Genomic DNA, 23457 nt, shown 5'->3' with positions numbered 1-23457 from the left:
CCGGGCCCCAGGTGGGTACTCCGCCGGGATCAGGCTCGTACGGCGAAGGGAAGATCATGGCGGACATCCGGGCGTTGGTCCTCAACTGCACCCTGAAACGCTCCCCCGCCCGGTCCAGCTCGGAGGTGCTGGGCCAGGAGGTGCTCGACGCTCTCGGCGAGCAGGGGGTCGCCGGCGAACTGATCCGGGTGGTGGACCACGACGTCCGCTTCGGTGTCTCCACCGACGAGGGGGATGGCGACGCCTGGCCGCAGATCCGCGCGAAGCTGATGGCCGCGCAGATCCTCGTGATCGCCACGCCGATCTGGCTCGGCCAACCGTCGAGCGTGTGCAAGATGGTCCTGGAACGGCTCGACGCCGAGCTCAGCGAGACCGACGACCAGGGCCGGCTGCTCACCTACGGCAAAATCGGCGGGGTGGCGGTGGTCGGCAACGAGGACGGCGCGCACCACACGATCGGGCAGGTGCAGCAGGCGCTCAACGAGGTCGGCTTCACCTGCCCGGCGGCCGGCGCGACGTACTGGGTCGGCGAGGCCCTGCACAAGACCGACTACATCGACGCGCGCCCCAAGCCCGACACCACCGGTCGGACGACGAAGGCGCTGGCGCTCAACAGCGCCCACCTGGCGCGGTTGCTCGCCGAACAGCCGTACCCGCCGCCGGACGCCCGCGACGCCGCGGTCGACCCGGCCCAACGGTCCGGCTGAGGCCACCGGCCCGACCCGGCCCAGCGGTCGGACTGAGGTCACCGGCCCGACCCGGCTCAGCCGTCGGGCTGAGGCCACGGGTGCCGCGGCGAGCCGGACGGTCAGCGCCAGCCGTACCCGGCGCGCAGGGCCTGACCCACCCGGTCGAAGCGGGTCCGGTCCAGCACCGCACCCTCCCGCCGGATGCTGTCCTCCCGCATGGTCAGCACCCGGTCCAGGCGCACCCAGCTCGGACGTCGGTCACGGTCCCAGTCGCCCGGCCCGAGGGCCAGCCAGTGCCGGTCGCCGTGGCGGTCCTGCTGGCTGGAGAGCATCAGCCCGAACAGGGTCCGGCTGTGCCGGCCCACCACCAGCACCGGCCGGTCCTTGCCCTGCCGGGGGTCGTCCTCGTAGGACACCCAGGTCCAGACGATCTCCCCCGGGTCGGCCTGACCGTCGGGCTCCGGGGCGTACGACAGCTCGCGGCGCTGCAACGCGCTGACCTGACGCGGTCGCGCGAGCCTGGCCGGGGACGGACCGGCCGCGCGCGGCCTCGGGATAACCGCGCCGACGCGCGACGCCATACTCCTGAACAGACCTGCCACGGCGGCAGCCTATCCGCTGCCGCCGGTCCCCCGGTCGGCAGGGAGTGTGCCCTTCTCCGCCGCGTGCCGGTCGCGCCTCACCCGACGATCAGGTCGGGCGTGCCGGTCGCGCCTCACCCGACCATCGGGTCGCTGCCACCGCCAGCGGTCGGCAGTCGCGCCACCATCTCCTGGAACTCGCCGACGGTCACCGTCTCGCGCAGGGTGGCGAACACGGCCGCGGCCCCGGCAGCCGCCGTCCCCTCGTCGACTCCGGCCCGCTCGCCGACCCGACGCAGGAAGTCAGCCGGCCCGCCCGGCGACACCGCGTCGGTCAGCTCGCCCGGCAGGTACCCGGTCGGGTCGGTCGGCGGCGAGCCGGTCATCCGCTCCACGACGGTCTGTAGAACCGCGCGCGCGACGATGGCCGCGGGCTCGGGCGCCAGCCCGGAACGACGTGACACCGCGGCGACGAACAGCGGAAACCGCACGGCGCCCTCCTGTCGTCAGCGCCGCGCTGGATACCCCTGCCGGCACCGGACAAACGCCCGTCCGCGGCGGCCGGGTCCGGGTCGGTTTCGTACCGTGCCCGGGCGGGCCCGCCAGGAACCGACCATGAGCGAGGCCGGCGGGACGAGCGCCGCCCGGAGGTCTCTCGGCCGCCGGGTACGGCTCACACGCACACGTCGCGCCCCCGTTCGCCACCACGTGTGCCGGCCCGAGAGACCACGCTGGCAACCCGCCGGGCCGGAGCTTTCCGGCCGCTGGGGTTGCCAGGCGAATGCCATCGTACGCGTACAGTAAGGAGTCCTGTCAATGCTGGATTCCGTGTCCAGTCCTCGTGTAAATATGGTGTTCCGCCGTGCGAGGAGCCTCCATGTTTGAGGAGCCTGACCACCCCGGCGAAACCTTCGCCGACCGTCTCGACTGGCTGTTCCGCACCACCCCGGACCCGACCGGCAAGCCGTACAGCGTCCGCCATGTCGCCGGCGAGTTGACCCGGCGCGGCTGCCGGATCTCGCACACCCACCTCAACAACCTGCGTCAGGGCCGGGCACCGGACCCGCGACGGTCCGTGGTGGAGGCGATAGCCGCCTTCTTCGGTCGTCCGCCCTCGTTCTTCACCGCTCGGCCGGCCGATCGGGATCCACCCGACGACGACCTCGTCCACTTGCTGGCCGACCCGCACGTCCGGCAGGTGGCCCGGCGGCTGGTCGACGCCCGCCTGTCGCCGGAGGGACACGCCGTCGTGGTGGCGGTGATCGAGCAGGTCCGTCGGCTGGAGGCTGCGGCCGGAAACCGACGCGGCTCGGCCACCCCCGTCGCCGGAAGCTGAGGCACGCCGGAAGCTGAGGCACGCCGGAAGCTGAGGCACGCCGGGCGGCTGGTCACGGGTCCGGCTGCGCGCCCACTCCCCCGGCTGCCTCCGGGTTCCGGTGCTGTGCCTCCCGCCAGCGTGCGGCGCGTACCCGGTCCATCGTGTAGCACAGCTCCCGAGGGGTTTCCGGCCGCCCGGGCACCCGGTCGAACGGGAATCCCCGGCCGGCGTAGTCGTAGTGGGCCTTCAGCAGCCGGGTCAACCCCGCCATCGCACCGATGATCTTCTTGCGGGGCCGTCCGGTGGCCTCGGCCAGATCCCCCACCGTGAACCGCCGCTCCGGCTCGGCGGCGAGCGCGTCGAGCACGGCGCAGACCGTCCGGTGGGTGGCGCTGCGCCCCTGGCTGAGGCGGCGCAGATCCTCGACCGTCCAGTCCGACTCCGGCTGGCGGGGCACCGGATCGGCCCGCCGTCGGGGCGCCGGCCCCACCCGTTGCCGGGCGTCGAGGTCGGCCAGCAACCGGGCCACGTGCGGGACGTACGCCAGCGGAACCGCCACCAGGACCATCCCCTCCGTCGACGTCCCCGACGGCGGGTACGGCGGCAGCGCCGACATGCTCACGTCGTCGACGGAGTTGCGGTGGCCTGGGCGGGCACGAACCGGTAGCCCAGGCCGCGTACGGTCACGATCATCGGTGCCTGGTCCCCGTCCAGCGCCAGTCGCCGGCGCAGCCGCTTGATGTGCACGGTCAGGGTGTTCGACGTGTCGTCGGAGACACCACCCCAGACGGCGGCGAGCAGTTGCTCGCGGGTGACCGTCCGCTCCGCGTGGGTCATGAAGAAGTAGAGCAGTCGGAACTCCTTCAGCGGCAGCGCCACCGTCCGACCGTCCAGGCTCACCTCGAACGTCGCCGGGTCCACCCGCAGCCCGCCCAGTTCGATCGGCGGATCGAGGGCGCCGGAGGTGTCCGGGCGGATGGCCCGCAGGATCGGCAGCACCTCCTCGGCCCGGTAGGGACGCCGTACGCAGGCCGTGGCACCGGCCTTGAGGGCGGCGGCGGCCACCCCGCCGTCCTCGTCGCCCACCCCGACCACGGTGGGGATGCCGGCCCGGCGGGCGAGCAGCCGCACCAACTCGGTGCAGCTCATGGTGGACAGGCCGGCGGCGACCACGGCCGCGTCCGGTTGCAGCGCTCCGGCGGCCAGCAGCGCCTCGGCGGCGTGCGCGAAGTGGTGGCCGCGTACCCGGTGGTCGGCCAACTGGGCGACCAACGCGGCACCGACGCTCTCCTCGTCGTCCACCACGAGCAGCACGAAACGCCCGTCGGATCGATGGTCACCCCTGGTGGCCTCGACGAGATTGTTCATCGCACACCGGCTCCGGTTCAGCTCAGGCCCGCCGCGACACCCTCGGTCGCGCAGGGCGTTCCCCCGCACTACAGGTCGGCGACGGGTCTGCAGGGCACGGCCGGGCGTCACGACGAGCCAGCCACGCCCGGTGGGTCACCCTCGAACGACGGCGACCCACCGTCGACCGTCGCGTTCGGCCTCAGCCGAAGCGACCGGTGATGTAGTCCTCCGTGCGCTTGTCCGCGGGGTTGGTGAACAGCTTGCCGGTCTGGCTGAACTCGACCAACCGCCCGTGCCGCTCCTGCGCCTCGTCCACCTCGGCGGTGAAGAACGCGGTGTAGTGGCTGACCCGGGCCGCCTGCTGCATGTTGTGCGTGACGATCACGATGGTGTAGTCGTTCGTCAGCTCGAAGATCAGATCCTCGATCTTCGCCGTGGCGATCGGGTCGAGGGCCGAGCAGGGCTCATCCATCAGGATCACCTCGGGCTTGACGGCGATCGTCCGGGCGATGCAGAGCCGCTGCTGCTGGCCGCCGGAGAGCGCCAGGGCACTCTTGCGCAGCTTGTCCTTGACCTCGTCCCAGAGCGCGGCCTTGGTCAGCGCCTCCTCGACGTGGTCGTCGAGGCGGCCCTTGATGCCGTTGATCCGCAACCCGTACGCGACGTTGTCGTAGATGGACTTGGGGAACGGGTTGGGCTTCTGGAACACCATGCCGATGCGCCGACGCACCTGGATCGGGTCGATGTCCTTGGCGTACAGGTCCTGGCCGTGGAAGAGGACGTCGCCACTGACCCGGGCCCCGGGGATCGGGTCGTTCATCCGGTTGAGCGCCCGCAGCACCGTGGACTTGCCGCAGCCGGACGGCCCGATCATCGCGGTGACCTGGTTCTGCTGGATCGGCATGCTGGTGCCGCGGACCGCCTCGTAGCTGCCGTAGTAGACGCTGACGTCGCGCAGTTGCATCACCGAGGCGGCGGACTCGCCACCGGAGGTCGTGGTGCCGGGAGCGTGCACCGCCACGGACGGGCGGGTGGTGAGGTTGGTGTCGTTGCTGGCCATGTCAGCGCTCCTTGATGGCGAACCGGCTGGAGATGAATCGGGCGATGATCGTGAAGCCGAGCACGATCACGATGAGCGTCAGGGCCGCACCCCAGGCCCGGTCCTGTGCGGCGGGGAAGGGCTGGCTGGCGTTGCGGAAGATCTGCGCCGGCAGCGCCGTGTTGGAACCGTCGAAGAGGTTCCAGTTGGGCGAGAAGACGATGCCGGTGACGATGATGATCGGGGCGGTCTCACCGGCTGCGCGGGCGACGGCCAGCAGCGAGCCGCTGGTGATCCCGGAGATCGCCGCCGGCAGCACCACGGTCAGCGTGGTCTTCCACTTGCGGGCACCGAGCGCCATGCTCGCCTGCCGCAACTCGTCCGGGACCAGCCGGAGCATCTCCTCGCTGCTGCGGATGACCACCGGCAGCATCAGGCAGGCCAGCGCCAACGCGCCGGCGAAGCCGGTCTGCTCACCGACGAGCAGCACCCAGGAGATGTAGATGAACAGGCCCATCACGATCGACGGCACGCCGGTCATCACGTCGGACATCAGCCGGATGATCCGGGCCAGTGGCCGTTGTTTGCCGTACTCGTTGAGGTAGATCGCCCCGAAGACGCCGAGCGGGATCGCCATCAACGCGGCCATCCCGGTGATGAGCAGCGTGCCGACGATCGCCGGGCCCATCCCACCACCTTCGCGGCGGTAGGAGTTGGGGATGTCCTCGTTCAGGAACGACAGGCTCATCACCCCACCGCCCTTGGCGATGACGGTGTAGGTCACCAGGGCCAGCGGGATGACGGCGAGCAGCACGGCGAACCAGATGGCCGCCGTGGCGAGGTGGTTGGTGAACCGGCGGCGGCCGGAGAGCGCCGCCCGGGTCAAATCGGGTCCGCCGGCGGCCGGGCGGGCGGCGGGTGGTGCGGTGAGAGTCACGCGACGCTTCCCTTCATCCGGGCCTCGGCCCGACGGACGACCACCTGGGCGAGCAGGTTGACCAGCACCGTCATCGCGAACAGCACGACGCCGAGGCCGATCAGCGCGGCGGTGAAGGTGCCGGTGGACTCACCGAACTGCTGCACGATGACGGCGGCCATGGAGTTGCCGGGGGCGAACAGGTTGGCGGTGATGTTTGTGGCGCCGCCGATGACCAGGGCGACCGCGATCGTCTCGCCCATCGCCCGGCCCAGGCCGAGCATGACCGCGCCGACGACCCCACCGAAGCTGTGCGGGAAGACCGCGCCCCGGATCATCTCCCACCGGGTGGCGCCCAGGGCGAGGGCGGCGTCCTTGTCGGCACGCGGCACCGTGCTGAACACCTCGCGGGTGATCGAGGTGATGATCGGGGTGACCATGATCGCGAGAATCAGGCCGGCGGTCATGAAGTTCCGGCCGCTGGCCACCGGGCCGAAGAGGCGGCCGAGCAGCGGTATGCCACCGAGGACGTCGTGCATCCACTGGTAGATCGGGACCAGGGCGGGTGCCACGACCAGGATGCCCCAGAGGCCGAAGACCACCGACGGTACGGCGGCCAGCAGGTCGATCACGGTCACCGCCGGGCCGCGCAGCCGACGCGGTGCCAACTCGGTCAGGAACAGCGCGATGCCGACCGAGACCGGCACCGCGAACAGCAACGCGATAAGCGACGAGACCGCGGTGCCGTACGCGAACGACAGCGCGCCGAAGATGGCGTCCCCGGTGGCCGGGTTCGGGTCCCAGACCCGCTCGGTGATGAAGCGCAGGCCCATCGCGTCGAACGCGGGCCAGGCTTCCCGGACGGTGGTGATCAGGATCAGCCCGAGGATGGCCAGCACCAGCAGGCCGGTGCCGAGCGTCCACCAGGAGAAGACGCGGTCGCCGAGGGCGCTGCTGCCGCGCTGGGTCAACGTCGGCTTGGCGGCGGGGGGATTGTTCGTCAAGGTCATCTTCACTCCAGCTCAGGTACCCCGCTAGGGACGGGATCGACGTGATCCCGTCCCCAGCTGGAACGCCCTAGCGATCTTGATTTGATCAGCCCTGGATCTTCTCGACCTGGGCCAGCGCCTTCTCCTTGAGGGAGGCCGGCAGCGGTGCGAAGTCGACCTCCTCGGCCAACTCCTGGCCGTCGTTGAGCAGGTAGGTGAGGAAGCCCTTGACCAGCGCGGCCTTGTTCGCGTCGTCGTAGGAGGTCTTGACGATGATGAAGGTCGGCGCGGTGATCGGGTAGGCGGAGGCACCGGCGGCGTTGAGCGGGTTGTAGCTCAGATCCTCGGCGACCTCGGCACCCTCCAGGCCGGCGGTGGTGCCCTCCAGCGACGGCTCGACGAACTGGCCGTCCTTGTTCTTGATGGCGGCGAACTTGAGGCCGGTGGCCTTGGCGTCGCTCAGGTCGACGTAGCCCACGCCGCCGTTGGTCTGCTGCACGATCTGGGCGACACCGGTGTTCTTCTCGCCACCCTGCGTGCTGGCCGGCCAGGCCACCGTGTCACCACTGCCGAGCTTCCAGGTGCCCGCGGCAGCGGCGTCGAGGTACTTGGTGAAGTTGCTGGTGGTGCCGGAACCGTCCGAGCGGTGCGCGACGGTGATCGGCGTGTTGGGCAGCTCGACACCCGGGTTGTCGGCCTTGACGGCCGCGTCGTCCCAGGTCTTGATGTCGGTCTGGAAAATCTTGGCGAGCGTCTCCGGGCTGAGCTGGAGCTTGTCGACACCCTCAAGGTTGTAGGAAACCGTGATCGGGGCCGCCACCGTCGGCACGTACATGAACGAGCCGGCGGTCACGCCGTCGGTGTCCTTCACCAGGCTGTCGGTGCCGGCGAAGTCGACCAGACCCTCACCGAACTGCTTCTTGCCGGTGCCGGAGCCGGTCGAGTTGTAGTTGACCGTCACGTCGGAGGCCTCGCTCTTGAAGGCTTCGATGACCTCTTGGTAGTAAGCGTCCGGGAAGCTGGCGCCCGACGCCTTCAACTCGCCGGACAGGTCGGCGTAGGCGCTGTCGCCGCCGCTGCCGCCCGGCTCCGAGCTGTTGTCGTTGCTACCACAGCCGGTAAGCGCGAGCGCGGCAAGCGCGACGCCAGCAAGGACGCGCCGCGAAAGCACGTTGCGGTTCACCAGGTAAGCCTCTCTATCGGGGTGCATCAGCCCGTCCGGGCCGTACGCGAGTCAAGTTAGGAGGCGCAGGTAGCCGGACTCCCGGACCCAGGTGAACGAAAAGTGAACTTGCCGGCTCGGTGGTGGCCACCTGGGAGCCGGGATGTGACGTTGCGAACGCGCCGTACCGGATGTCCGGATTTTTGTACGCCGCCTGCTGGCCCTCGCGCGCCTCGTCAGAGCCGGATGGTGCCGGTCACCAGGTAGACGACCTGGCGGGCGACGTTCACCGCTTGGTCGGCGTAGCGCTCGTAGTAGCGGCCGAGCAGGGCCAGGTCGATCGCGGACTCCACCCCGTACGGCCAGCCGGAGACGAGCAGCGACAGCAGGCGTTCCTGCGCGGCGTCGACCTCGTCGTCGTCCAGCCCGAGTTGCATCGCGTCGAGCCGGTCCTGGGTGGCGAGCACGACCGCGCACTTGTCCGCCACCCGCGCCGCCGCCTCGGCCAGCGCCGTCATCACCGGCATCGCCGGCTCCGGGACCACCCCGATCGGGTGCCGGCGCAGCGCGACCTTCGCGACGTGCACCGCGAGGTCACCCATCCGTTCCAGGGCACCGGCGATCCGCAGCGCGCACACCACCAGGCGCAGGTCCGAGGCGACCGGCTGGTGCCGTACCAGCACCTCGGGGATCATCGCCTCCACCTCGGCCCGCCGGGCGTCCAGCACGGCGTCACCGGCGAGCACCGCCTCGGCCGCACCCCGGTCCACCTCCAGCAGCGCGGTGCTGGCCCCCCGGATCGCCGCGCCGGCGTCCCGGCTCATCAACGCCAGTACGCCGGTGAGCCGGTCGAGCTGCTCGTCGAAGCTGTCCCGGCTCATTGCGCGTCCCTCCAGTCGGGTCACCCGGTCACGGTGCCGCCCGGGACCGGCGCGGCAGCCGGCCGACCCTGGACAGCAACCTACCTGCCCCCGGGCAGCGCCACCCGCCGCGCCACCCCGGGCAGGGCACCGGCAGGTCTCGCCGCGCCGGTCAGTCGGCCAGCACGTCCAGCAGCAGTGCCGCCGTCCAACTGAACGCCGGTGAGCCCAGGCCGGCACCGGTGTCCGGATGGAAGTACTCGTGGCAACCGGCCGCGGCAACCAGGTCGATCATCGAGGAGCGCAGTCCGGCCGCCAACCGGTCGTGTCCGTGCCGCAGCAGTCCACGCCGGATCAGCCAGGTGACGTTCATCCAGCTCGGGCCGCGCCAGTAGCGCAGCGGCTCGAAGTCGGTGCCGGTGCGGTCGTGGCTGGGCAGTGGCCGGTCCATCCGGGCGGCGACACCGAAGCGGGCCGAGCGGGCCTCGGCGAGCACCGCCTCGACCTGTCGCGCCGGCAGGCCGGGCAGGATCAGCGGGGCCAGGCCGAGCACCGTACGGGCCGGCGTCAGTCGGCCGGTACGCAGGTCACGCGGGTGGAAGGTGCCGCTGTCCGGGTCGTACAACCGGGTCACCACGGCCTCGGTGATCGCGACCGCCCGCTCCCGGTGCGGGCCCGGGTCGGCGCCGATCACCTCGGCGATCCCGGCGAGCGCCGACTCCGAGGCGCCCATCGCCGCGTTGAACAACGGACACTCCACCAGGAACGGATGCCGGTCGGCCAGGCCGTCGTCGCGGTAACCGCCAGCACGGTACTCGGTGACGATTGTGACGTACCGCGCGTAGTCCAGGTCGGTGGGTCGGTGGGTGGGATCGGCGTGCACGGTGTCGCGACGCCGGTACGCGCGCAGCACCGCCGCCTCCGCCGGCACCGCGGACATCGGCGCGTCCCAGGCCGGGCTGTTGTCCAGTCCGGACTCCCACGGGTGCACGATGCTGGCCAGCCCGGCGCCACCGACATCGCGGCAGGTGGCGAGGTAGCGCTGCTGCGCCACCAGATGCGGGTAGAGCCGACGCAACGCGGCACGGCTTTCCTCCGACGGCACCCGACGGTACGCGTGCCAGGCGGCCAGTGCGTGCACGGGCGGCTGCACCAGGCCGGACGTGGCCATCGGGGGCGTCCCCTCGACGGACGACGACGACCAGAATCCCGGCCCGGGAAAATAGGCGCTGCCGGACACGGCCGGGTTGAACACGATGTGCGGCACCCGGCCGTCGCGCCACTGGGCGCGGAACAGGCTGGTCAGCTCCGACCAGGCGCGGTCGGGGCGGGAATGCGCCCAGCCGATCGCGATGAACGCGGAGTCCCAGCTCCACTGGTGCGGGTACAGGGTGCGTGACGGCACGGTGTGTCCGCCCGCCCAATTGCCGTCGAGGGTGGCGCGGGCCAACTCCCACAGCCGACCATGTTCGCCGACGGCATCAGCGCCTACAGCCGGGCCCGGCCTTGCCGGCGGAACAGTTCGGTTCACCATGAGTCACGACATGGTAGCGCGCGAGATGGCCTCCGGATACCTACCGTTCGTCTGTTCCGGCCGCCGGACGGCTTCCCTGAGCCGGCCCGGATACGGTGCAGACATGAACAATCCGACCCGTTGGGCCACCGACACCGGTCCCGAGCACTCGCAGTGGTACGTCAACCGGTTCCGGCAGTTGGCGGCCGAAGGTGCGGACCTGGCCGGGGAGGCCCGGCTGCTCGACACGCTGGTGCCGCCGGCCTCCCGGATCCTCGACGCCGGCTGCGGCACCGGTCGGGTGGGCGCCGAGTTGGCCGCGCGTGGGCACACGGTGGTCGGGGTGGACGCCGACCCGGTCCTGATCGACGCGGCCCGCGCCGATCATCCGACGCCCCGCTGGCTCGTCGCCGACCTGGCCGAACTGGATCTCGCGACGGCCGGCGAGGGCGAGCCGTTCGACGCGGCGGTGCTCGCCGGCAACGTGCTGGCCTTCGTCGCCGCCGGCACCGAACGTCAGGTGCTCAGCCGGGTCGCCGCGCACCTGCGGCCGGACGGCGTGGTCGCGGTCGGATTCGGCACCGACCGGGGGTATCCGCTTACCGACTTCGACGCCGACGCGGTCGGTGCCGGGCTGCGCCTGGAACACCGCTTCGCCACCTGGGACCTGCGCCCATGGCGCGACGACGCGGACTTCGCCGTCACCATCCTGCGCCGTCCCGCCTGATCGCCGCTCCCCCGGCCCGGCGAGTCCGCCACTGCGGCGGATATTGGCGTGGAGGCGTCCCGAGGCGGATCGTAACCTGTACGGATGCCCCCACAGCTCCCTCATGCCGAGCCGGGCACGCCGGACACGAGGGGGCCACTGAGGTACATCTGGTGGCTGGTCCGCTGTCAGCCGTGGCGGGTGCTGCGCGGCGGCCTCCTCGGCACGGCCTGGATGCTCGGGTTGTCGGTCCGGCCGTACCTCGTCGCCCGTGCCATCGACGACGGGCTGCGCCCCGCCGACCACCGGACGCTGCTGTGGTGGGTGGCCGCAATCGTGGTCGCCGGGATGGTCCTGGCGTGCCTGGGCATCATGCGGCACCGCACGATGACGTTCGTCCGGGAGGACGCGTCGGCCCGGTCCGCCGCCGTCCTGCTGCGGCACCTGTCCCGGATCGGTGCCGTGCTGCCCCGCAGGCTCGCCGCCGGGGAGGTCGCCACCGTGGGCGGTGCAGACATCACCCACACCTCTGCGGTGCTGACGATGACCGGGCCGGGCGTGGGAGCCGTCCTCGCGTACGTCTTCGTCGCCCTTCTGCTGTGGTCGGTGTCCCCGTTGCTGGCGGTGTTCGTGCTGCTCGGCGTGCCGGCGGTGGTCCTGCTGGTCGGGCCGCTGCTGCGCCGCCTCGAACGGGTCGAGTCGGTCTACCGTCACCAGCAGGGCCTGCTCACCACCCGCGCCGCCGACATCGTGGCCGGGCTGCGCGTGCTCGCCGGGGTCGGTGGGCGGGGACTGTTCGCCCGCCGGTACGCGGCCCGTTCACAACGGCTGCTGGCCGAGGGGTACCGGGTCGGCGCAGTCAACAGCTGGATCGAGTCGCTGACGATCGTCATTCCGGGCGTGTTCCTGGCCGCCGTGGTGTGGCTGGCGGCGCGAATGGCCTCGGCCGGTGACATCACCATCGGGCAGATGGTGGCCGTCTACGGATACGTGGCGGTGCTCATCGTGCCGGTGTGGTTCCTGCTCGAAGGCAGCTACCAGGTGATCCGGGGGCGGGTTGCCGCCCGCCGGATCGTCGCACTGCTCAACCTGAGGCCGGACGAGGCCGGCCCCCCGGCGCCGATCGGCGGGACGCAGGCCCTTCCCCCGCCGGACCGGCCCGCCGACCTGCACGACCCCGCGACCGGGCTGACCGTGCCCGCCGGGCGACTGCTGGCCGTCGCCGCCGACGACCCGGCCGAGGCGAACGCGTTGGCCGACCGGCTGGGGCGGTTCGTCGCCAGCGAGGTGACCTGGGGTGGCGTACCGCTGACCAGCATCGCGCTGGACGAGGTGCGGGCCCGGATCCTCGTCGCCGACCACGACTCCTACCTCTTCGCCGGGACCCTGCGCGAGGTCCTGCACGTCCGGGCGGGCGCCAGCGACACCGACCTGGGCACGGCGCTGCGCACGGCGTCGGCGGAGGATGTGGTCGACGCCCACCCCGACGGGCTGGCGATGCCGGTCGGTACGCGGGCCCGGACCCTCTCCGGCGGCCAGCGGCAACGCGTACGCCTGGCCCGCGCTCTGCTCGCCGAGCCGGACGTGCTGATCCTCATCGACCCGACCTCGGCCGTGGACGCGCACACCGAGGCGCGCATCGCGCAGCGGCTCCGGGCGGCGCGGGCCGGACGAACCACGGTCGTGCTGACCACCTCACCGCTGCTGCTCGGTCGCGCCGACCTGGTCGCACACCTGCGCCACGATCGGATCATCGCCGCCGGCAGCCACACCGAACTACTCGAACGCGACCCGAGTTACCGGGCCCTGGTGTCCCGTGACAGCGAGTCCGCCGACGCCGACAGGTCACTTCGGTGAGCGGGCTGCCCGTCGCGAACCGAAAGGTCGTCCGCCGCGCCGCGCTGGGCCTCATCGCCGCCGACCGTCGCGCGGTCGCCGTCGTACTGGTGCTGCACGGCGCCGCCGCGGTCGCCGGGCTCGCCACGCCGTGGCTGCTGGGCCGGATCGTGGACGAGGTCGCCGCCGGTGGCGGCGCCGCCGCGGTGGACCGCCTGGCCCTCGCGATCGGCGGCTGCGTGCTGGCCCACGGGCTGCTCACCCGGTACGCCCAGTACGCCGGTCACCGATTCGGCGAACGCGCCGTCGCCCGGCTCCGCGAGGCATTCGTCGCGCGAACGCTCGACCTGCCCATCGCCGTCATCGAACGGGCCGGCACCGGCGAACTCGCCACCCGCAGCTCGGTGGACGTGACGACCGTCGGGACCACCGTGCGGGACGTGGTGCCCGTCATGGTCATCGCCGGAACGCAGTTGTCACTGCTCTTCGGCGCGATCTTCCTGCTGCACCCGCTGCTCGGGCTGGTCGCCCTGACCGGGCTACCGTCGATCGTCGCGGTCACCCGCTGGTACCTGCGTCGCGCCAGGCCGGCGTACCTTGCCGAAGGTGCCGCGACAGCCGAGCTGACCGAGGCGCTGACCACGACCGCGGAGGGTGCCCGCACCGTCGAGGCGCTCCGCCTCGGTGCCGACCGCATCGCGCACGGCAGGCAGCGCATCGGCCGGGTGTGGGCCACCCGCCGGGCCACCCTGGCGCTGCGGTCGGTCTTCTTCCCGGTGGTGGAGGCGAGTTACGCACTTCCGATCGCGGTGGTGCTGCTGTTCGGCGGCTTTCTGCTGGACCGTGGCATGGTGACCCTCGGCGAGGTGGTCGCCGCGGCGCTCTACCTTCAGCAGGCGATCGAGCCGCTGGATCGACTGCTGCTATGGATGGAACAGGCCCAACGCGGCCTCGCCTCGTTCGCCCGGGTGCTCGGTGTCGGCCAGCAGAGCGAACCCGCCGCCACCCCGGTCACCGCCGGGACACCGCGACCGCGCGGCCCGGCGACCGCCCGGTCCGGGCAACTCGTCGTGCGCGGCGCCCACTTCTCGTACGCCGACGGCCCCGACGTGCTGCACGGGATCGACCTGGTGGTGCGCCCCGGAGAGCGCCTCGCCATCGTCGGCCCTTCGGGCGCGGGAAAGTCCACCCTCGCCCGGCTGCTCGCCGGTATAGACATGCCACGCGAAGGCTTGGTGAGCCTCGACGGCGTTGCGGTCACCGACCTCGACCCGGCCGAGCGACGTCGCCGGATCGCCCTCGTCACCCAGGAACACCACGTCTTCATCGGTACGCTGCGCGACAATCTCGCCTTCGCCGCACCCGACGCGTCCGACGCGCAGATGCGCGCCGCACTGGCAGCCGTGAGCGCCGACTGGTACGCCGACCTGCCCGACGGACTCGACACACAACTCGGCGACGGTGCCCGCGAACTTGGTGCCGCCGACGCCCAACAGCTCGCGCTGGCCCGGCTGGTGCTCGCCGACCCGCACACCCTGATCCTCGACGAGGCGACCGCCGCGCTCGACCCGACGACCGCCCGGCGCACCGAGCGGGCACTCGCCGCCGTGGTCAACGGGCGTACCGTCATCGCCATCGCCCACCGACTCAACACCGCGCACGACGCCGACCGGGTGGCGGTGTTGGAGGACGGCCGCATCACCGAACTCGGCAGCCACGACGAACTCGTCAGCTCCGGTGGCGCCTACGCCGCCCTCTGGCACTCCTGGCACGGCTGACCGCGCTCACCCGGCTGCCCTGCCACGCCGGGTTCGGCTTCGGGTGGGAGGGGCTGCGGAAGACGATTCATGTTGGATAGTGTCTGCCTCGCCACGAAACGTGACTGACCAGCGACCCGTGCGGTGGACCGGAAGGACGGCATGGCCAGCATCGAGCAAGTGAAGGCCGAGCTCGCCCAGGCAGCCGAGCAGTGCGACGCGACGACGAACCAGATCCGGTCCGCCATCGACGGCACCGAACAGGTGATTTCTCGGCTGCGCGCGGTCGCGGCCGGCACCGGTCATCCCGCCATCGCGGAGGCGATCAACCGGGCCGAGCAGAGCAAGCAGCGGCTGGTCGAGGCGGCGACGGTGCTCCAGGGCAGCACCCAGGCGGCCCGGCAGTACATCAGCATCCTCGGGTAACCCGTGAGCATCGGCGAGGTCAAGGCCGCCCTTGATGAGGCGAACCACCTGCTCGACCAGGGCAAGGCCACGATCGAAGGGGTCGGCGCGGCCCTGGACGAGGTCTCCGGGCTGGCGCTCACCACCCTGCACGACAGTCGACGAGCGGAGGCGGAACAGGCCCGCAAGGCCATCGCGGACGCCATCCGCGAGGTGACATTGACCCTGCGAGCCATCGGCGCGGCCCAGGAGAACGGCAACGCCTACCGGAAGCTGCTGGGGTGAGCGATCTGCTCGCGCAGGTCATCGCCCAGCTCAGATCCGCAGTGGACCGACTGGACGGCCTCGCGGTGCAGGCGACCCGTGCCGCCACGGACGTCGCCGGGGCGAACACCCGATACACGACGGCCGGCAAGGGCTCCGACCACCCGAGCATCCGCGCGGCGGTGAGCCACAGCCGCACTGGTGCCGACAAGGCGCACCGGCTCGCCCGGTTGAGCAGCGAGGCCGCCCGGAATGTCACCGCGTACCTGAATGCCATCGCCCCGGGCTCGGCGCCGCAAGCAACCATCGCCCCGTCCGGCCCACCATCCGGCGAGGACCTCCTGTCCGACAGCGACCGCCGCGACCTGGGCCGCCAACGGATGCGGGGAGTACTGAACAGGTCCGTACGGAAGGCCGACGAGCTACAGGACAACGCAGTCAACGCGACGGACGCCGCACAGCAAATGATCAAGATGCTCCGGGGCCCCAAGGGCTCCGACGGGACGCACTCCACCGGGACCGGTAACCCCACGATCCCCAGCCCGTCAGCACGACCGAAGATTGACAGCGCAGAGGCCGCCGGGAATCTTGTGATAGTCGGCCTGCTGGTAGGCGTGAGTGCGCGGTGGTTCGCGAGGACGATCGGCAAAACGATAGCGAGGTTGAAGCGTTGACGGTCCAGGCGCTGAGCGATCTGATCCGGGCCTTGGCCCGAGCTGACTGGGACGCCGCCGAGGCTCTCGTCGCCGAGATTGGCCGGGGTGGCTGGGTCGGCGGTCTCCAGGTCATCGGAGCGGCGTTCACCCTCGCCGTCCATCGGCACTTTCCTGCCGAGGCCACTCCCAGCGATGTGGCCGCCTGGGTGTCCGCGACCCGTGCCCGCTATCCGGACGGGGACACCCTGCCGGCCCTGGAGATGGAGGGTCTGATCCGAGCCGCCCTCGGCGAACCAGAACTGATCGACAACATCTCCGCCGAGACCATGCTCGCGGCCGAGGTCTTCGTCCTGGGGCAGCTGCTACTTGAGAAGAAGTTGACCTCAGCAGAACTCGACGAGTTCGTGGCGGAGGCGGAGGCGGTCGCGGCGGAGTACATGTGAAGCCATCGCTCGCCGCCACTCGCGTGCGGGGTCACACGGAGATGAGTTCCCTGGCGTCCAGGCAGAAGCGACGGACGGCGGGGGTGCGACGGTAGGGGGCGAGGGCACCGACCAGATTGCGTACGTGTTTGGTGCACCTGGCGGAGGTGACCTGACCCGTGAGCGTCTGCACCGCCTGCTCGCCAAGAGCGAGTGCCTTGTCGAGGTCTGGTTGCGCCTGCCGCACGTAGGTGGTGGCGAGCAGGGCGTTGCGCAGGGAAGCTTCCCGGCTGTACTCGCTGCTCTGTAGCCGCAGCGCTGCTCGCAGGTGCTCTCGTGCACGGGACCAGTGTTCGAGCTTGACGTAGCAGTATCCAGCTTGGGCGTGAGCCTGCGCCTCGTTGATCCAGTAGGACCAGTCCGGGTCGCCGTGTTCCGGTCGCCTGTCGGTGAGGCGGTCGAAGGCGCGGTCGAGCGCGCGGCGGGTGTCGGTCACGGACTGGTTGTTGGCGTACGCCTCGGCAGCCCTGAGGTCGAGAATTGTCGACACCTTCGGACTGGATTCCGGGTAGCTCGCCCGCGCGGTCTCGGCGAGGGTCACGGCCTGACGCAGTTGACCGAGGTCTTTGGCCTGGCAGGACATGAATCCGAGGATGTTTGCCCCGAGTCCGCGGTCGCCGGCAGTGTGGGCCTGGTAGAGCCCCGCGATCCAGAATCGCTGGGCCTGGCTGTGGTGGCCACCGTCGAACGAAAGCCAACCGGCAAGCCGCAGCAGTTCTCCAGCGGTGGCGTGGAGGCGTCGGCCCACGCTGTCGGTGTAGCTGCGATCACGCAGCACATCGACCACAGTGCTCAGATGTTGGCGGACCATACCGAGGGTCTGGCCGCTGCCGAGGTGATCGTCCATGCGACGGAGGCTGGCGGTCACCGCGTCCAGGTGGTCGACGACTTCGCTGGAGATCGGCCGGCCTGTTGCCGACGCCACGGCTCGCGGAGGTTGGGAGATCAGCCACTCGTGCGCAGGTGAGGTCAGTGCGGAACCGAGCAGAGTGAGAAACATCCGTCGGTGCATCATCCCCTCAGGTTCGTTCACCACCTCGGCGGCCCGCAAGGCCCCGGCCGGGGACCAGGGCAGCTCCAGACCGGCCGAGGCGGGTACCGCCTCGAAACCGTCATCGGGCCAGCCCAGTTCATCGAGAGTGATCGTCCGTTGCAACTGCTCGGACAGCAAGGCGGTGGTCAGCGAAGGCCAGGGGCTACGGGGTGCATCACCCTTCTTCCACTTGTACGGAGTCTTGACATGCAACCGCTCCGTGCGGCCATGCCGTTCGGCGCATTCATTCAGACGTCGGGCGAGTTGTTCAGGCTGCCAGCCCACCTCGGCCAGCAGCCGGGTGATCGTCTCTCCGCTGGATACCACGCCCCCACCCCTCGCCTGCAACAGTCATCACACGGAGAGTAACGGAGGGGTGTGAACGAAAGCGCCCTCGCCACCGGTCCGCACCGGTAGGCACCATGCGCACCTCCTCACATCACTGTCGCGACTGGATGAACTGACCACATGAGGGTGGCGATGATGGTGCTCGGCGGCGTACTGCTGGGGTTTCTCTCGGGGTTGTTCGCGTTCAAGGTGAAGGCACGGTGGTGCCCGCGCTGCGGAGCGTCCACGGATGCCATCGGTTCGGCGGCGCGACGATGACCGGCAGCAGCCGGCAGGAACTGCCGATCGGGCGGCGCATCGCGCAGCTACGGGTTCGCCGTGGGATGAGTCAGCAGGTCTTCGCGGACCGGATCGGCAAGTCGAAGAGCTGGATCGACAAGATCGAACGGGGTGCCCGCCGACTCGATCGGCTGTCGGTGATCGAGACGGTCGCCGGGGCGCTCGGGGTCGCCACCGGCGTGCTGGTCAGACGCGACAGCCGGCAGCCGACGGTCACCGAGATGACGGCCGCCGTGGAGCGGGTACGGGAGGCCCTCGCCCGTTACGACATCCCCACCAGCTGTGGCACGACGGCGGACCTTGACCGGCAGGTCGGGTACGCGCTCGTCGCGTACCGGCACGCCCAGTATTCCCAGCTGCTCCGGATCCTGCCCGGCCTGCTCGCCGACGCCCGCCACACCGCAGCCCCCGGCAGGCCGGTGGCCACTGTCGACATCTTGGTTCGGGTGCACCGGCTGGCCGCCCAGGTTCTGGTCAAACTCGGCGAGCCCGACCTGGCCTGGCTCGCCGCCGACCGGGCGATGACCGCTGCCGGCGGCGACCCACGGCGTACCGCGATCGCCGTGGTCGCCCTGGCGCAGGCGCTGCGTGCGGTGCGGCGCGGACGGCTGGCCCTGGTCGTCGCCCGCACCGCCCTGCATGGGCTCGGCCCGTCGCCGTGCCCTGACAGCCCGCCGGAGGATGTCGCCCTCGCCGGCGTCCTGCTTGTCGAAGCCTCCCTCGCCGCCGCCACCTGCGGCGACGCCACCACCGCCGGCACCCTCACCGATCAGGCCGCCCGCCTGGCCCACGTATCCGGACATGGTGCCGGGTTCGGGCCGGTCGCTGTCGATCTCGCTCGGGCGCTGACCGCCGCCAATCTCGGTGACAACAGCCTCGCCATTGCCACCCACAAACGCGCCGTCAGCACCGATGCCTGGCATCGGCTGCCCGCCGAACAGCGCGCCGGCCACCTGATCGACATCACCCGCGCCCACCTCGCCCTCGGCGACTATCAGGCCGCCGGACGCGCCCTGGTCACCGCCGACCGCATCGCCCCTGCCGAAACCCGCCTGCGCCCGATCGCCCGCGCCGCACTCACCGCCGTGCTTCGCGCGGGCACCTCCCCCGCCGACGTCACCCGCCTCGCCGCCGTCCTCGGCCTGACCCGGCAACCGTGACCCGCGGCCGATCCAGAGCCCAACCGACCCAAGAATGAGGCAGGGTGCACGAACAGCCGTACAGCGATGTCATCCGGGCCATGGCCCGAGCCGACTGGGACACCGCCGACGCACTGTGCGACGAGATTCGCCGAAGCGGCCAGGCCGGCACCCCCTACGTCATCGGAGCCGCGTTCGCCCTGGCCGTCAACCGGCACTTCGCCCCCGACGCGACACCCACCGACGTCGCCGCCTGGGTGTCGACAATCCGCGCACGTTACCAAGACGTAGGCACCCCGCCGGCCCTCGAAATGGAGGGTCTCATCCGCGCTGCCCTCGGCGAACCGGAGCTGGTCGACAACATGCCCGCCGAAACCGTGCTCGACGCCGAGATCTTCGTTCTCGTCCAGATACTCCTGGACATGAATTTGAGCGTCACCGAACTGGACGAGTTCCTCGCCGAGGCGGAGGAAGTCGCGGCCGAGTACCAATAGGCAGCCGTCAGCCTGATCGTCGCCGTGGGAGCATCCTCGGCATGATTGTCTGGATCAACGGCGCCTTCGGCGTCGGCAAGACGACCACGGCGGGTCTGCTCATGGAGCGTCTTCCGGATGCCAAAGTTTTCGACCCCGAGTACGTGGGTTACCTGCTGACGCGGTTCATCACCTCGCCGACCGGCGACTTCCAGGATCTTCCACTGTGGCGTCACCTCGTCGTCGAGACGATGAGCGGTCTCGCCCAGCAGTACCCTCACATCTGGGTCGCGCCGATGAGCCTGATCAACCCCGCGTACCGCGAGCAGATTCTCGACGGTATCCGTGCGGACGGCGTCGAGGTGCGCGAGGTCGTGCTCACGCTCCCGGAGGAGCAGTTACGTGCCCGCATCGATGCCGACCAGATCGATGTCGCTGCCCGCCAATGGCGACACGATCATGTCGCCCGGGCGCTTACCAGCTTCGCCGCCGTAACCGGCGCTCATGTGGTCGACGCGTCCCAGCCGCCCGAACAGGTGGCCGACGCCATCGCCATGAGCATCCGGCCGGTGCCTAGCCGCTGACCCGCTTCCGTACCCGGACGCAGCTTTCGCTGTGGGTGCATCTGTTGTCGTCAGAGCGACAACAGATGCACCCAGCACGGCACGACGTTCAGGCGGGACGGGACCGGACCCCCGGCCGGGCCGGTCGGCTGGTCAGCGGACGACGTCGTAGACCAGCTTCTGGATGCCGTTGGCGTAGGACTCGCTCTCGACGAGCTTGAGGTTCTGCTTGTCCCGGTCCGTGTCGGAGAACAGCCGCTCGCCCGCGCCGAGCAGGACCGGGAAGACCAGCAGGTGATAGCGGTCGATCAGGCCGGCGTCGGAGAGGTTCCGGTTCAGCGTGGCGCTGCCGTGGATGCTGATCGGCCCGCCCTCGGTCTGCTTCAGCGCGGCGACGTCGTCAAGCGACCGGAGAATGACGATTTCCCCCCAGTTGGACACCAGGTCCTGCTCCTTGAGGCTGGTGGACACGACGTACTTCGGCATCGCGTTGTAGCCGGCGAACTCGACGGTCATGTCCGGCCACACCGGCGCGAACGCCTGGTAGCTGACCCGGCCCATCATCATCGCCGTGGCCTCGTCCTGTTCGCGGCCCTTGATCTCGTAGGCGGCCTCGTCGAAGGCGATGTCGTTGAAGGTCCAGCCCGAGTTGCGGTAGCCCGGCTCTCCGCCGGGTGCCTCGATGACGCCGTCGAGCGAGACGAACGCGGTGGCGATCAGGGTACGCATCTGGTTGCTCCTTGGTGTTGGTCTGCCGTGCTGTCGTCAGTGCGACGAGCGGGAGTCACCGGATTCGACAGCCCGCGCCGAGAAATTTCCTACCACTTCCGCGACGCGCGTCCGAGCAGGTCAGGCTGGGGCGGCGCGCTGGCGGGCCGCATCCGGGTCGAGCGACGCACCGGCGGGTACGAGGCTGACCACGCCTGCGGGCAGTCGGACGGGCTGCACGTCCGCGTAGCCGAGCATGCCGGTCACCTCGGGGCCGGCGAGCGCGTACCGGCGGCCGAGGTCGGTCACCACGGAGATCGCGCCGCCGGTGGCACCCGGCGCCGCGACCGATTCGACGACCGCGCCTCGTCCCGGCTCCACGAGCACGTGGTCAGCGGTCGTCGCGTCGGTCGGCTGTACCGCCGCCCGGGCCAGCGTCGGAAGTTCCACACCCAGCCGCAGCTCGACCGCGCCGGTGTCGTCGCCGACCCGCGCGCAGATGGTCGACGGGTCCGGCGTGGCCAGCCGGGGCGGGGCAGCCGGCGGCGCATCGGGACCGGCGGGGACGAGGTCGGGCAGCTGTGGCAGGGCGGCGAACCGGCCGAGGCTGATCTGCTCCGGCTCCCGCTGACCGGTACGGGCGAGCAGCAGGCCGGCCTGTAGCTCGGTGATGCCGGCGAGCCCGTCGCGCAGCACCACCGCGTACTGCCGCCCGCCGCCGGAGTTGCGCACCACCAGCACGTCACCGATCCGGGCCTCGGCGACCCGGGTGGACCGCCGGCCCAGGTGCGGCGGGTTCAGTGGGGCCAGGTCGAGGCCGGCCGGCACCGAGTTGAGCAGGGCGGCGGCCACCGGGACGGACCGCGAACGGGTGGTCGCGAGCGCGGCCAGCACCCGGTCGGTGTCCCGGATGAGGTGGCGCCGCTGCTGCCAGAGCAGGTGCAGCCGGCCGTCGGGATCACGCAGCAGCAGTGCGTCCCGGCCCAGCGGTCGGCTGCCGGTGCCGTCGGCACCCACCAGCAGCACCGACCGTGCCACGGCTCCGTCCTCGGTCGGGGGCACCGAGCAGACCGTCCACGGTGCGGTGGCCAGCCGGGCCGCCGGAGGCAGCGAGTCGGGGGCGTCGCGGATGCCCAACGGCAGCCCCCTGGGCACCCCGTCGATCGATCGGCGGGACACCAGTACGGTCCTCGGCCGCTGCGCGCCGATGATGAGCAGCGCGGAGGCGTAGTTGAGCACCGGATGCAGCTTCTCGTCCCGGTAGACGAACCGGGCGCCGGACTCCTTCTCGACGATTACCACACCGGCGTCGCGCCATTTCGTGCCGCCGCCGGTGAAGAGGCCGTACAGGGCGGCGGCACCCAGCCCGATGACCGCCACCAGCACGCTGGCCATCCCGGCTCCGGCGAGCCGGCGCATCGGTGACTGCGCCGGATCGGTCTCCCGGGTCACCAGCGCGGCCACCGTCCGCTGGACGTTGAACTGGTACGAGTGCAGCTGATCCTGCCGCGACGGCATCGCTTTCCCTCCGGCGAGACGATCGGGGCACAGGATATGCGCTGCGTCGATGTCCCGAGGACCGTGCGTCGGGCCGCTCGCGGCGGCTCACCGGCCGGTAGCATCCCGGCGGTGAGCGTACGTTTCGAGGAACTGGCCTGGCGACCGACACCTATCGGCGAGATCAGTCTGCGCCGACGTCGCGATCCCCGGCTCGACCTGGACGTGTACGAGGTCAAGCTCGACGACGAGTTCCTGATGTCGAGCCTGTTCACCACCGGTGAGGTCGAGCTGGCCCGGTTGGGGTTGGCGCCGCTGGCCGGTGACCGCCTCGACGTCGTCGTCGGCGGGCTGGGCCTCGGCTACACCGCCCGGACCGCGCTGGCGGACGACCGGGTCGCCTCCCTGCTGGTGGTGGAGGCGGTCGAGGACGTCATCGACTGGCACCGGCGCGGCCTGCTGCCCTTCGCCGCGGGGTTGGCCACGGACCCGCGTACCCGGCTGGTGCGGGCCGACTTCTTCGCCCGGGTGGCCGGGTCGGACGGTCTCGACCCCGACGACGCCGGGCGTCGTTTTCACGCGGTGCTGCTGGACGTCGACCACTCCCCCCGGCACCCGCTGCATCCGAGCCACGCCGCGTTCTACCGGCCCGACGGGTTGCGCCGGCTGGCGCGGCTGCTGCATCCGGGCGGCGTTTTCGCGCTCTGGTCGGACGACCCACCGGACCCGGACTTCGAAGCCAACCTGGCCGCCGTGTTCCCCACCCACCACAGTCACGTGGTGCGGTTCGCCAACCCGCTTACCGGCGGCGAGTCGGCCAACACCGTCTACCTGGGGCAGCTTCCCGGCTGAGGGCCGCCCTGACGCGCCTCGGAAATCGCCCCCGCGTTTCCG

26 protein-coding genes are annotated in these 23457 nt (G+C 71.0%); 13 read left to right on the top strand and 13 right to left on the bottom strand.

Annotated elements, in window-relative coordinates:
• Window positions 1-56 precede the first annotated feature (56 nt).
• On the top strand, window positions 57-707 hold the full coding sequence (locus AB0J93_RS11090) for an NAD(P)H-dependent oxidoreductase (RefSeq protein WP_363920559.1): 651 nt from the start codon (window positions 57-59) through the stop codon (window positions 705-707).
• A 101-nt stretch (window positions 708-808) separates the two neighbouring features.
• On the opposite strand, the gene AB0J93_RS11085 is transcribed toward AB0J93_RS11090, so the two are convergent.
• Entirely contained in the window at window positions 809-1270 is a 462-nt protein-coding gene (locus AB0J93_RS11085; protein ID WP_363920895.1) for a type II toxin-antitoxin system PemK/MazF family toxin, read from the bottom strand.
• 134 nt (window positions 1271-1404) lie between these two features.
• Window positions 1405-1761 (bottom strand): DUF2267 domain-containing protein, encoded by a 357-nt coding sequence (locus AB0J93_RS11080; RefSeq protein ID WP_363920557.1) that lies wholly within the window; start codon window positions 1759-1761, stop codon window positions 1405-1407.
• Between the two features lie 386 nt (window positions 1762-2147).
• Between AB0J93_RS11080 and AB0J93_RS11075 the strand changes: the two genes are divergently transcribed.
• On the top strand, window positions 2148-2606 hold the full coding sequence (locus AB0J93_RS11075; protein ID WP_363920555.1) for a hypothetical protein: 459 nt from the start codon (window positions 2148-2150) through the stop codon (window positions 2604-2606).
• A 52-nt stretch (window positions 2607-2658) separates the two neighbouring features.
• Here AB0J93_RS11075 and AB0J93_RS11070 read toward each other — a convergent pair whose 3' ends face one another.
• The 8 genes from AB0J93_RS11070 to AB0J93_RS11035 all read right to left on the bottom strand — a co-directional run bounded on the left by AB0J93_RS11070 (window position 2659) and on the right by AB0J93_RS11035 (window position 10309).
• Window positions 2659-3204 (bottom strand): hypothetical protein, encoded by a 546-nt coding sequence (locus AB0J93_RS11070; protein WP_363920893.1) that lies wholly within the window; start codon window positions 3202-3204, stop codon window positions 2659-2661.
• Between the two features lie 2 nt (window positions 3205-3206).
• The gene (locus tag AB0J93_RS11065; RefSeq protein WP_363920553.1) at window positions 3207-3956 is read right to left on the bottom strand and encodes a response regulator transcription factor; all 750 of its coding nucleotides are present in this window, start codon (window positions 3954-3956) and stop codon (window positions 3207-3209) included.
• Window positions 3957-4137: 181 nt separating this feature from the next.
• Entirely contained in the window at window positions 4138-4998 is an 861-nt protein-coding gene (gene pstB, locus AB0J93_RS11060; RefSeq protein WP_363920551.1) for a phosphate ABC transporter ATP-binding protein PstB, read from the bottom strand.
• A 1-nt stretch (window position 4999) separates the two neighbouring features.
• Window positions 5000-5914, bottom strand: a complete 915-nt coding sequence (pstA, locus tag AB0J93_RS11055) for a phosphate ABC transporter permease PstA (protein ID WP_363920548.1) — start codon at window positions 5912-5914, stop codon at window positions 5000-5002.
• Entirely contained in the window at window positions 5911-6903 is a 993-nt protein-coding gene (gene pstC, locus AB0J93_RS11050; protein WP_363920546.1) for a phosphate ABC transporter permease subunit PstC, read from the bottom strand. The genes pstA and pstC overlap by 4 nt, the downstream gene beginning before the upstream one ends.
• A gap of 85 nt (window positions 6904-6988) precedes the next feature.
• The gene (pstS, locus tag AB0J93_RS11045; protein ID WP_363920544.1) at window positions 6989-8065 is read right to left on the bottom strand and encodes a phosphate ABC transporter substrate-binding protein PstS; all 1077 of its coding nucleotides are present in this window, start codon (window positions 8063-8065) and stop codon (window positions 6989-6991) included.
• 215 nt (window positions 8066-8280) lie between these two features.
• Window positions 8281-8925, bottom strand: a complete 645-nt coding sequence (locus AB0J93_RS11040) for a PhoU domain-containing protein (RefSeq protein WP_363920891.1) — start codon at window positions 8923-8925, stop codon at window positions 8281-8283.
• Between the two features lie 151 nt (window positions 8926-9076).
• Complete coding sequence (locus AB0J93_RS11035; protein ID WP_363920542.1) at window positions 9077-10309, bottom strand: hypothetical protein; 1233 nt, start codon at window positions 10307-10309, stop codon at window positions 9077-9079.
• A 232-nt stretch (window positions 10310-10541) separates the two neighbouring features.
• Here AB0J93_RS11035 and AB0J93_RS11030 point away from each other — a divergent pair, with 232 nt between their 5' ends.
• The 7 genes from AB0J93_RS11030 (at window position 10542) to AB0J93_RS11000 (ending at window position 16484) form a co-directional block, all read left to right on the top strand.
• Window positions 10542-11144, top strand: a complete 603-nt coding sequence (locus AB0J93_RS11030; protein ID WP_363920540.1) for a class I SAM-dependent methyltransferase — start codon at window positions 10542-10544, stop codon at window positions 11142-11144.
• 84 nt (window positions 11145-11228) lie between these two features.
• Window positions 11229-12980: an ABC transporter ATP-binding protein gene (locus tag AB0J93_RS11025; protein ID WP_363920538.1), complete on the top strand. Its 1752-nt coding sequence runs from the start codon at window positions 11229-11231 to the stop codon at window positions 12978-12980.
• The gene (locus tag AB0J93_RS11020; protein ID WP_363920536.1) at window positions 12977-14737 is read left to right on the top strand and encodes an ABC transporter ATP-binding protein; all 1761 of its coding nucleotides are present in this window, start codon (window positions 12977-12979) and stop codon (window positions 14735-14737) included. The genes AB0J93_RS11025 and AB0J93_RS11020 overlap by 4 nt, the downstream gene beginning before the upstream one ends.
• A 141-nt stretch (window positions 14738-14878) precedes the next feature.
• On the top strand, window positions 14879-15142 hold the full coding sequence (locus AB0J93_RS11015) for a hypothetical protein (protein WP_363920534.1): 264 nt from the start codon (window positions 14879-14881) through the stop codon (window positions 15140-15142).
• A gap of 3 nt (window positions 15143-15145) precedes the next feature.
• Entirely contained in the window at window positions 15146-15406 is a 261-nt protein-coding gene (locus AB0J93_RS11010) for a hypothetical protein (RefSeq protein WP_363920532.1), read from the top strand.
• Complete coding sequence (locus AB0J93_RS11005) at window positions 15403-16059, top strand: hypothetical protein (RefSeq protein WP_363920530.1); 657 nt, start codon at window positions 15403-15405, stop codon at window positions 16057-16059. The genes AB0J93_RS11010 and AB0J93_RS11005 overlap by 4 nt, the downstream gene beginning before the upstream one ends.
• Window positions 16056-16484 carry a hypothetical protein gene (locus tag AB0J93_RS11000; RefSeq protein WP_363920528.1) on the top strand — a complete coding sequence of 143 codons (429 nt, stop codon included), beginning with the start codon at window positions 16056-16058 and terminating at the stop codon, window positions 16482-16484. Before AB0J93_RS11005 ends, AB0J93_RS11000 begins: the two co-directional genes overlap by 4 nt.
• Before the next feature lie 31 nt (window positions 16485-16515).
• Here the strand turns inward: AB0J93_RS11000 and AB0J93_RS10995 are convergent, their stop codons facing one another.
• The gene (locus AB0J93_RS10995) at window positions 16516-17883 is read right to left on the bottom strand and encodes a hypothetical protein (RefSeq protein ID WP_363920526.1); all 1368 of its coding nucleotides are present in this window, start codon (window positions 17881-17883) and stop codon (window positions 16516-16518) included.
• A gap of 275 nt (window positions 17884-18158) precedes the next feature.
• Here AB0J93_RS10995 and AB0J93_RS10990 point away from each other — a divergent pair, with 275 nt between their 5' ends.
• The 3 genes from AB0J93_RS10990 to AB0J93_RS10980 are packed head-to-tail and all read left to right on the top strand — an operon-like array spanning window position 18159 to window position 20379.
• Window positions 18159-19343: a helix-turn-helix domain-containing protein gene (locus AB0J93_RS10990; RefSeq protein ID WP_363920524.1), complete on the top strand. Its 1185-nt coding sequence runs from the start codon at window positions 18159-18161 to the stop codon at window positions 19341-19343.
• A 44-nt stretch (window positions 19344-19387) separates the two neighbouring features.
• Window positions 19388-19816, top strand: coding sequence for a hypothetical protein (locus AB0J93_RS10985; protein ID WP_363920522.1), 429 nt, complete (start codon window positions 19388-19390; stop codon window positions 19814-19816).
• Window positions 19817-19857: 41 nt separating this feature from the next.
• A complete protein-coding gene (locus AB0J93_RS10980; protein ID WP_363920520.1) occupies window positions 19858-20379 on the top strand; it encodes an AAA family ATPase in 522 nt (173 codons plus the stop codon).
• A gap of 132 nt (window positions 20380-20511) precedes the next feature.
• Here AB0J93_RS10980 and AB0J93_RS10975 read toward each other — a convergent pair whose 3' ends face one another.
• Window positions 20512-21087: a dihydrofolate reductase family protein gene (locus AB0J93_RS10975; protein WP_363920518.1), complete on the bottom strand. Its 576-nt coding sequence runs from the start codon at window positions 21085-21087 to the stop codon at window positions 20512-20514.
• Between the two features lie 120 nt (window positions 21088-21207).
• Window positions 21208-22584, bottom strand: a complete 1377-nt coding sequence (gene eccB / locus AB0J93_RS10970) for a type VII secretion protein EccB (RefSeq protein WP_363920516.1) — start codon at window positions 22582-22584, stop codon at window positions 21208-21210.
• Between the two features lie 111 nt (window positions 22585-22695).
• On the opposite strand from eccB, the gene AB0J93_RS10965 reads away from it, so the two are divergent.
• Complete coding sequence (locus tag AB0J93_RS10965; RefSeq protein ID WP_363920514.1) at window positions 22696-23415, top strand: spermidine synthase; 720 nt, start codon at window positions 22696-22698, stop codon at window positions 23413-23415.
• Window positions 23416-23457 lie beyond the last annotated feature (42 nt).

Origin of the sequence: Micromonospora sp. NPDC049374 (assembly GCF_040677165.1) — a bacterium.
Lineage (GTDB): Bacteria > Actinomycetota > Actinomycetes > Mycobacteriales > Micromonosporaceae > Micromonospora.
The sequence above is the reverse complement of the archived record's forward strand: the minus strand, read 5'-3'. Positions and strand labels throughout refer to the sequence as shown.